Raw genomic sequence first — 9,605 nt, 5'->3', positions numbered from 1 at the left:
CCCATCCCCAATTCCCCAAAAAAATGCAAATCCGTCGTCGTAATCCCAACCCGAACATTGATGTATCTATTGTCCGCTACCAAAGTACTATCAAAAATAGCGAACCCAATAGTATTTTAGAAGAAATTGTTTGGCATAAAGAAGTTGAAGTCGAACAAATGCGGCAAAAACAGCCCCTCAGCGAACTACAAAAACAAGCGATCGCATTACCCCCAACTCGCGATTTTATTACCGCACTTCGCAATGGTAAAACCAACCCGGCATTAATTGCTGAAGTTAAAAAAGCTTCCCCCAGTAAAGGTGTTATTCGTGCAGATTTTGAACCTGTGGAAATTGCCCAAGCTTACGAACGTGCAGGTGCTTCTTGTTTATCAGTACTGACAGATCAAAAGTTTTTTCAAGGCAGTTTTGATAACTTAGCAAAGATACGTAATGCCGTAGATTTACCCTTGTTGTGTAAGGAGTTTATCATTTACCCTTACCAAATGTACTTAGCACGTGTTCAAGGTGCAGATGCAGTATTACTAATCGCAGCAATTCTCAGCGACCAAGATTTACAATACTTCATTAAAATTGCTAATTCTTTAAAAATGGCTGCATTAATTGAAGTTCATAGTTTAGATGAATTAGACAGGGTATTAGGATTAAATGGAGTTTCATTAGTAGGAATCAACAACCGCAATCTAGAGGACTTTTCCGTAGACTTACAAACCACCTGCGGGTTACTCTCTCAACGAGGAAACCAATTGCGAGAACGCAACATTTTAGTAGTTAGCGAATCGGGTTTGCATACAGCCGAAGATTTAAGTACTGTTACTAAATCTGGAGCTTCTGCTGTACTTATCGGTGAATCCATCGTCAAACAACCCAATATTGAAGTTGCCGTTACCAATCTCTTTGCAAAAACTTCATTACCATCCAACTCTGAACTTTAACCAAAGGTTTGTTTCCTGTGTCACAATTTTAAATAGAAAGCAACTTGCTCTCACTCGCGATACTCCGTAGGAGTGGTCTATAGACCATCGCAAACCATTCATATCCAAATACTACGAGTTATTCATGGAGCAAATCCCTCTGCCTTCCCCCATCCACTACGAACTATTGCTGCAAATGTTAGAACGACAAACAATGTCAGCAGTTGGTCAAGATCAAGCGCTGCGACACCAGGTTAACCAGCTTATTATCACCCTTCGCAAAGCTGCTGTGCAACAAAAACACCTCGAAGAAGCTTGCAAATTCTCAGCAGTCGAAATCGATCATCGTTGGTCACTCAATCACCATGTGGGAAAAGTTGCTACTCCTGATTGATGACACATTATATCTTTACTCACTTTTCCTCACTTTTCAAGCAACCTCTGAGGAAGGGCTAACAGGCGTTATTCCCCTACCGTAGAATGAATGGTGGTTCTGAGGCTTGATTTACAAATATCCGATGAAAGGCTGATATATTGTGATATATATCACTAAAATAAATTACGGTTCAACCTTGACAACTGTACCCACTTTCACCTTCTCATACAGTGCAGTGACATCTTGATTCCGCATCCGAATACAACCGTGAGAAACAGCTTTACCTATTAACTCAGGCTGGTTAGTGCCATGAAACCCCAATCTAGTTTTACCATCAGTCCAAATACCAATCCAACGGGGTCCTAAGGGGTTTTCGGCTCCAGCATTGATGATACGTCCAGTTTTGAAGCTTTTGAAAATCGGATTTATTTCTTGTTCAAATACCCGATAAGTTCCCTTAGGTGTTTCCCATCCAGGTTTTCCAACTGCGATCGCATAACTCGCAATTATCTCATTTCCCTGGTATACATATACTTTTTTCGCCTTCAATTTGACTACGAGATGAATCTCATCAGGTGCTGGTTCGACTTCGGGAACAACTTCATTTGGTTTGTTTTCGGGAATTGGTGCTACTGGTAAATCATCGTTTGTATTTACTAGTATCGGTAATGACTGTGCAACTATTACCACTTCCTTACCAACAGCTACTCCAGGTTGAAATAATATCAATTCTCCGACACCGAAAACTAATGTCGCACTGGCAAAAGTGACAAAAATCTTTGTTAAGTAATTGAATGTAATCTTTTTCCCTTCTTTCATATTCCCAATAAAGTCTATCTTTGTTTACTACTCACAACAGCCACAATCGATTGAGCAATCCCTGTGGCTGTACTAACTATAATTACATACTTAACAAGTAAAACAAATTACCAAGTTTGCGGAATAATAGTTGGAGAAGGAACAGGTGCAGGTGCTTCTATTGGTGCGGGGACAGGGGCAGGTGCAGTTTCCGGTACGGGTATCGGTGCAGGTGGTCTAGATTCAATTTTAGGAACTTCAATCGCTGCGGGAGTGACAACTGGACGAGGAGTTAGGTTAATCCGCTTGCAGAAAAAGGGAGTGATAGTAACTCTACTACCAACCAATTGTCCCATATGTCCGACTTCACGACGGTCAAGGGAGACATGTTTAGTGCCACCATCATCAAGCTCCACCATGAGAATGTTACCAGCAACAGCGTATACTGTACCGACAATTGTATCTTTTTCAACAGCCACAGGATTAGTAGTTTCTGCTGCTTGGGCAATTTTGCAGACTTTTTTTATGGGAATGACGATTCCGGGGGGAGTTGCTGTTGGTACAGCTATAACGCTTTCTACGGACAACAAAGGTAGTAACGAGACCAGCGACAAAAGTGTTTTACCAGGCATGAAATTTCAATCCTCACAAGTATCAAAAGTAGTATTTGTTTTTTCTTAGGCGAGATGCATTATTTGAGTATTTATGGTGAAACACTTCCCAAAAATTATTAAAAATGTTACTTCAGTTAGAAAAGGGTTTCTTTTTGAGTAAGAGACATTATTTTTGACTAAGTAAATATTTACCATCTCCCTGTACCTGAAGGGAAGCTTTTTGTGATTTTTCCTTTTCGATAGTACAAGATTTAATCGCTGGAGATATTGGAGATGATTTTTAGCCAGGTTTGAGCTTGAGATTGAGTGATGATGAGATTAATCAGGTATGAGCAGAAGCGATCGCATAAAAAAAGACCACAAAGACAAATTAATGCGATCGCAGCTATAAAATAGACTTACAGATAAGATTGAAAATTCTGATTCTGTTTTCTCCAGTTCCTCGTTACCCATTAAATCCATGTCACAATTTGAAGAAATCCAAACTGCATATCAAACCTTTACTGAACAATTTAAAAGCATTGTTATTAGCACAGTTAGCAAAGATAGTATTCCCAATGCTAGTTATGCACCTTTTGTTAGTGATGATTTGAAAAATATTTATATTTATGTAAGTGGACTTTCAATACATACACAAAACTTAAATGATATACCTAAAGCCAGCATTTTATTTCTCGAAGATGAATCGAAAACTCAGCAAATATTTGCCCGTCGTCGCTTAAGTTATGAATGCAATGCCAGTTTATTAAAACGTGATACGGCAACATGGATGATTGTCAATTCCGATTTTGAAGCGAGATTCGGCAATATTATCAAACTGTTCCGCGATTTACCAGATTTTCGTATTTTTAAACTCACACCAACAGGAGGTAGATTTGTGATTGGTTTTGGTGCTGCATATGAAGTCGATCCAACTAATTTAAATAAGCTAATTCATGTTACCGGAGAATCACAAGAATAAATTACAGCAAAATTCAGAATTCAGAATTCAGAATTCAGAAGCAAAACATCTTTATATATGGCTTTTTGATTGATTTAGCATACCTCATATAATTGCAAGTTGCTGTAGGTAGATAGATATTCATTTATATATTTATATATTCATATCCCCGATTTTTATAAAAGTCGGAGATATAAATATCTATGCACCATGATAAATAATTAAACCTAAATTTTCAATCATCATTAACTTGAACTTAGCTCCAAAGAACATTACCCAAAACATCCCAAGTTTTTGCTCCAACGATGCCATCAGATGTTAGGCTAAAGTCTTTTTGGAAGCTTCTCACTGCATTTTCGGTGTAATCCAAAAAGTTACCTGTCCGTAAATCGGTGTTGAGATAACCTTGAGAGATTAAAATGTTTTGTAATAATCTTACAGAACCACCAGCGTCACCTTTTTTGATAACGGGTAATTCCTTGGTTGCTGTTGCTTGAGCTTGTACCATTGTGCCTCCTAAATTAAAGTTTGATTTGCTTTTTACTTACTATTGTAATTCCTGCAAATTCCTAACACATCTATCTACCAGCAGATAATCCCCAATTCCCAAAAATCAGCATAATAGTACCCTTGAGGGATACTCATAGGGGCGAACGGTTGTTCGCCCTTATAATATTTAAGAATAAGTTTGTTGTAAGGGAACACCAAAAAATAAATTCTCCAGAACTGTAGGGGTGGGGTCTCCCCACCCTTCGCGTGATAATGTTGATAAATATATGATTTGAAGATTTTATTTTCTGGAAGTCCCTAAGAGTGCTCCAAGAAAAAAATATCCCAATATACAACAAGGACTGGGATACCCAGCCCCTACGAATGATAGGATTGATAATTATATAATTGGAATTGGGGTATTTTATTTTCTGGAAATCCCTAATACCCAATCCCATGATAAGTTTTTGTGAAATATCTCACAAAATCAACACACTCAACCCCTATCTGATGCAAACTAGTCAAACCCTTTCTTTACCAAAACTCTCTCTACCAACAATGGGATGCGGAACATGGGCATGGGGAAATCGGCTGCTGTGGGGATATGATGAAAGTATGGATGGCAGTTTGCAAGAAGTATTCAATCTCTGCGTAAGCAACGGCGTCACACTATTTGATACAGGTGATTCCTACGGAACAGGTAAATTAAATGGACGTAGCGAACAACTTTTAGGCAGGTTTGCTTCTTCATACAACGGAATTGGGAAAGAAGATATTTGCATTGCCACCAAACTTGCTGCTTATCCTTGGAGATTAACCCGCAACTCAATGGTATCTGCGGGGAAAGCTTCCGCACAGCGTTTGGGAAGGAATATTGATTTAGTACAGATGCATTGGTCAACGGCAAATTATGCACCTTGGCAGGAAAGTGCGCTTTTGGATGGTTTAGCGGATTTGTACGCACAAGGGTTGGTGAAATGCGTAGGCTTATCGAATTACGGCACAAAACGCTTACAATGGGTACATAAAAGATTTTGCGATCGCGGAATTCCCATTACAAGTTTACAGGTTCAGTATTCATTATTATCAACCTATCCCGTGACTGAATTAGGTCTGAAAGATGTCTGCGACGAACTCGGTATCAAATTAATTGCCTATAGTCCATTAGCATTGGGATTATTGACGGGTAAATATTCCGAAAATAATTATCCAAAAGGTATACGTGGTTTAGTTTGCAAGCAATTATTACCAGGAATGAAACCACTGTTGGAATGTATGGGGGAAATGGCAGCAGCAAGGTATAAAACGATTTCCCAGATAGCGATAAATTGGTGTATTTCTAAAGGCACAATTCCCATTCCCGGAGCAAAATCTCTAGAACAAGCAAGGGAGAATATTGGTGCTTTAGGTTGGGTTTTGGATGGGGGAGAAATTGCCGAATTAGATAAAATTGCAGCAAGTTTAAAGAAAAAAATGGTACAAAATATTTTTCAGACTAAATAATACCAGTAGTCAGTAGTCAAGAGAGAGAATGTCAGAATACAGTTTGAATATTTATGGTTCTTGGTAAATAAATAGTCTCACTTATTATGACTCTTAACTATTTTTTCCTTCTCTTCCTTGGCGTTCTCTGCGCCTTGGCGGTTTAAAATATTGAATAGTTTAGTTTAGTCTTAACTGAACCGTATTGACTTATTTGACCAATTCCCAATCTCCCCTTCCCCTTGTAAGCTAAATAAATGTATTTCGTGCGATCGCAATCAAGATGAACGTGCAAAGGCAAAGTGAAGAGGTTAATTCCCAAGATTTTTCGTGGCAGTTTTGGTTTACTTTGCCAATTTACCCATTTGGAAAACGGCGAACAATCTTTACCGAAGTAATTAAAGATACTATTTGGACTTTTGACCAACTCCAAGGTATTTTTTACGTTGTCGTCCCCATTCGCATGACTATAATTAAGCTTGCAGAAGGGGGTTTACTTGTTTATGCACCAGTTGCACCAACTCCAGAATGTATCCGTCTTATTAACGAGTTAGTCGCGAAACATGGTGATGTTAAATACATAATTTTGCCGACAATATCCGGTGTTGAACATAAAATTTTTGTTGGTCCCTTTGCCAGATATTTCCCTAACGCTACAGTTTTTGTTACCCCCAGTCAATGGAGTTTCCCCCTCAACTTACCTCTCAGTTGGTTAGGTTTACCCAGAAAACGCACCAAATTACTCCCCGTAGACAGCAATCAAGCACCATTTGCCCAAGAATTTGACTATGCCATCCTTGGTGCAATAGATTTAGGTGTAGGAAAATTTGCCGAAGTTGCATTTTTCCATAAATCTTCAAAAACCCTCTTAGTGACAGATTCAATTGTTTCCATACCCGAAGAACCTCCCCCAATCGTCCAATTAGACCCCTACCCGTTGCTATTCCACGCTAGAGACAAAGCATTTGACCCAATTCTCGATAATCCCGAAAATAGACGTAAAGGATGGCAAAGAATCGCATTATTTGCATTTTACTTTCAACCCAGCGTTTTAGACATACCGAAATGGGTTAATGTTTTTCGAGATGCAAAAAAAGTAAGCGATCGCACTCTAAAATCTTACTTTGGTTTATACCCTTTCCAATGGAAACCCGATTGGCAGCATTGCTTCCATACTTTACGGGGAGATGGTCGTATATTCGTAGCACCAATTTTACAAGCATTAATACTCAACCGTGCCCCAAGTGAAACCCTCGCATGGGCTGATAGAATTGCAGAATGGGACTTCCAGCGAATTATCCCTTGTCACTTAGATAATGCGATCGCAGCAACACCGTATCAATTTAGACAAGCATTTTCATTTTTGGAAAAGCAACCTACAACTAGTCTTGGTTTATCTAGTAATAGCAACTATCTTTTACCAGAAGCAGATTTTCAAATTTTGCGAGAAATAGACGCAGGTTTACATAAAATCGGTATTACTCCCCCTCCAAAGGAAAAAATTTGACAACAACCAAAACCCAGTTACCCCAAATTAAAACTCCAATAACAAAACTTAATATTTATTTGATTACAAGTTTTCAATAAAAACCTAATTTTGACTGTTTTAGCAATCAATTCGCTGTAAATCATGAAATTTTAGGTTTAAAACGTTGCAAACTTGCTCATACTGCAAATTACAACCACCTCCAAACCCTATCCCAGCTTTTGAAAATTCTTCCCGTTACATAAATTAACTAAGTCAGGAAAACAACACAAAGAGAGTATAAATAATTGGCAACATTGGTAGAAGACAGGGAACAATACCCTATATAAGTCATTTTTTCTTAGCTCATTTTCCTGGCTTTCCATCGCTCTTATTTGGAACTTCCAAACCTATGCAGCCAATTCGCACCTTTAACGTATCTCCATCCCTTCCCCCTCGGCTAGAACCATTGCGGCAACTTGCTTACAATGTGCAATGGGATTGGAATGTCGAGGCAAAGGATTTATTTCGCCGCTTAGACCCCGATTTGTGGGAATCTAGTCGCCATAACCCAGTGCTGATGTTGGGTACTATCAGCCAAACCCGTTTGACGGAAGTTGTCGAAGATGATGGCTTTTTGGCGCAAATGGATCGAGCAGCACAACAATTAGAAGATTACCTCAAAGAACGTACCTGGTATCAAAAACAACGGGCAGGTAAACCCAAAGAATGTTACGCTTACTTTTCGGCTGAATTTGGCTTGACAGATTGCTTACCCATCTATTCAGGTGGTTTAGGTGTCCTAGCTGGCGACCACCTCAAATCAGCCAGTGATTTAGGTTTACCATTGGTAGGGGTTGGTTTACTCTATCAACAAGGGTATTTTGCCCAATATCTCAACGTCGATGGCTGGCAGCAAGAACGCTACCCCATCAATGATTTTTACAATATGCCATTACACCTCCAACGTAATCCAGACGGCTCCGAATTGCGGATTGAGGTAGATTACCCAGGACGCAAAGTATATGCCCGTGTATGGCGCGTCCAGGTGGGTTGTGTGCCACTTTACATGCTTGATACCAATATCGAACCAAACAACCCCTATGACCACGATATTACCGACCAGCTGTATGGTGGTGATATCGACATGCGTATCCACCAAGAAATAATGTTGGGAATTGGTGGGGTACGGATGTTGAAAGCCTTGGGTTATGAGGTGACTGCGTACCACATGAACGAAGGACACGCGGCATTTTCAGCTTTAGAACGTATCCGCATGTTAATTCAAGAAAAAGGCTTGAGTTATGCAACGGCAAAACAAGTAGTAATTTCCTCAAATATCTTTACTACCCATACCCCCGTACCCGCAGGAATCGACCTATTCGCACCTGAGAAAACCCTACATTATCTGGGATATTACGCAGATGTGTTTGGGATGAATAAGGAGGAATTTTTAGGGTTAGGACGGGAAAATACTGGTGATTTATCTGCACCTTTTAGTATGGCGGTTCTGGCTTTGAAAATGGCGACATTCTCCAACGGTGTAGCCCAGTTGCACGGTGTTGTGTCACGACAAATGTTCAAAGGTTTGTGGCATAATGTCCCTGTTAGCGAAGTGCCAATTGGCGCAATTACCAACGGTGTTCATGCTCGGAGTTGTGTAGCAAAATCTACACAGGAATTGTACGATCGCTATTTGGGTCCAAATTGGTCATCGGTAGCACCAGACAGTCCATTATGGGAACGGATGGACGCAATCCCCGATGAAGAATTGTGGCGCAACCACCAACGCTGTCGTTTGGATATGATACTTTATGTGCGCGATCGCTTGGTGAAACACTTACATGATAGGGGTGCATCGCCATCAGAAATCGCCCAAGCACAGGAAGTTCTCGATCCGAATGTGTTTACAATTGGGTTTGCTCGTCGTTTTGCCACCTACAAACGGGCTACATTGTGGATGCGGGATATTCAACGCATCAGAAAGATTTTATTAGCAAATAAAGACCGTAAGGTACAATTTGTCATTGCTGGGAAAGCACATCCCAAAGATATCCCCGGTAAAGAATTAATTCGCGATATTAACCACTTTATCCGCGAAGAAGGTTTAGAAAAGCAAATTGTTTTCGTTCCCAACTATGATATTCATATTGCCCGGTTAATGGTTTCCGGTTGCGACATCTGGCTAAATACCCCCCGTCGTCCACGTGAAGCATCGGGAACCAGTGGAATGAAAGCAGCAATGAATGGTTTACCCAATTTAAGTGTATTAGATGGTTGGTGGGATGAAGCTGACTATGTGCGAACTGGTTGGGCTATTGGACATGGGGAAATGTATGATGACCCCACCTATCAAGATGAAATCGAAGCAAATGCGTTGTACGATTTACTTGAGAAGGAAGTTGTACCTTTATTTTACGATCGCGATGTGGATGGTTTGCCAAGACGCTGGGTTGCCAAAATGAAAGACGCAATCCGTTTAAATTGCCCCTTATTCAACACAGCGCGGATGGTGGGAGAATACGCA

The 9,605-nt window shown here is 40.1% G+C and carries 9 protein-coding genes; 6 read left to right on the top strand and 3 right to left on the bottom strand.

From position 1 onward, the window contains the following. The first annotated feature begins 23 nt into the window (after positions 1–23). Positions 24–935, top strand: coding sequence for an indole-3-glycerol phosphate synthase TrpC (gene trpC, locus CK510_RS20040; RefSeq protein WP_095723382.1), 912 nt, complete (start codon positions 24–26; stop codon positions 933–935). Positions 936–1,059: 124 nt separating this feature from the next. After that, entirely contained in the window at positions 1,060–1,308 is a 249-nt protein-coding gene (locus CK510_RS20035) for a DUF5340 domain-containing protein (RefSeq protein WP_095723381.1), read from the top strand. A gap of 165 nt (positions 1,309–1,473) precedes the next feature. On the opposite strand, the gene CK510_RS20030 is transcribed toward CK510_RS20035, so the two are convergent. Continuing rightward, entirely contained in the window at positions 1,474–2,109 is a 636-nt protein-coding gene (locus CK510_RS20030; RefSeq protein ID WP_095723380.1) for a L,D-transpeptidase, read from the bottom strand. Positions 2,110–2,216: 107 nt separating this feature from the next. Beyond that, positions 2,217–2,720, bottom strand: coding sequence for a hypothetical protein (locus CK510_RS20025; RefSeq protein WP_095723379.1), 504 nt, complete (start codon positions 2,718–2,720; stop codon positions 2,217–2,219). Positions 2,721–3,162: 442 nt separating this feature from the next. Between CK510_RS20025 and CK510_RS20020 the strand changes: the two genes are divergently transcribed. Next, on the top strand, positions 3,163–3,663 hold the full coding sequence (locus CK510_RS20020; RefSeq protein ID WP_095723378.1) for a HugZ family pyridoxamine 5'-phosphate oxidase: 501 nt from the start codon (positions 3,163–3,165) through the stop codon (positions 3,661–3,663). Positions 3,664–3,898: 235 nt separating this feature from the next. Here CK510_RS20020 and CK510_RS20015 read toward each other — a convergent pair whose 3' ends face one another. Beyond that, complete coding sequence (locus CK510_RS20015; protein WP_095723377.1) at positions 3,899–4,150, bottom strand: peptidoglycan-binding domain-containing protein; 252 nt, start codon at positions 4,148–4,150, stop codon at positions 3,899–3,901. Between the two features lie 491 nt (positions 4,151–4,641). Between CK510_RS20015 and CK510_RS20010 the strand changes: the two genes are divergently transcribed. The 3 genes from CK510_RS20010 to glgP form a co-directional block, all read left to right on the top strand. Further along, the gene (locus CK510_RS20010) at positions 4,642–5,634 is read left to right on the top strand and encodes an aldo/keto reductase (RefSeq protein ID WP_095723376.1); all 993 of its coding nucleotides are present in this window, start codon (positions 4,642–4,644) and stop codon (positions 5,632–5,634) included. Positions 5,635–5,896: 262 nt separating this feature from the next. Then, positions 5,897–7,120, top strand: a complete 1,224-nt coding sequence (locus CK510_RS20005) for a DUF4336 domain-containing protein (RefSeq protein ID WP_095723375.1) — start codon at positions 5,897–5,899, stop codon at positions 7,118–7,120. Positions 7,121–7,490: 370 nt separating this feature from the next. Then, positions 7,491–9,605, top strand: a 2,115-nt coding sequence (gene glgP, locus CK510_RS20000) for an alpha-glucan family phosphorylase (RefSeq protein WP_095723374.1), incomplete at its 3' end; no start/stop codon positions are given.

This window comes from Brunnivagina elsteri CCALA 953, from assembly GCF_002289455.1.
GTDB lineage: Bacteria > Cyanobacteriota > Cyanobacteriia > Cyanobacteriales > Nostocaceae > Brunnivagina > Brunnivagina elsteri.
Note: the sequence above shows the minus strand (reverse complement) of the source record. Positions and strands in the feature narration are given on the sequence as shown.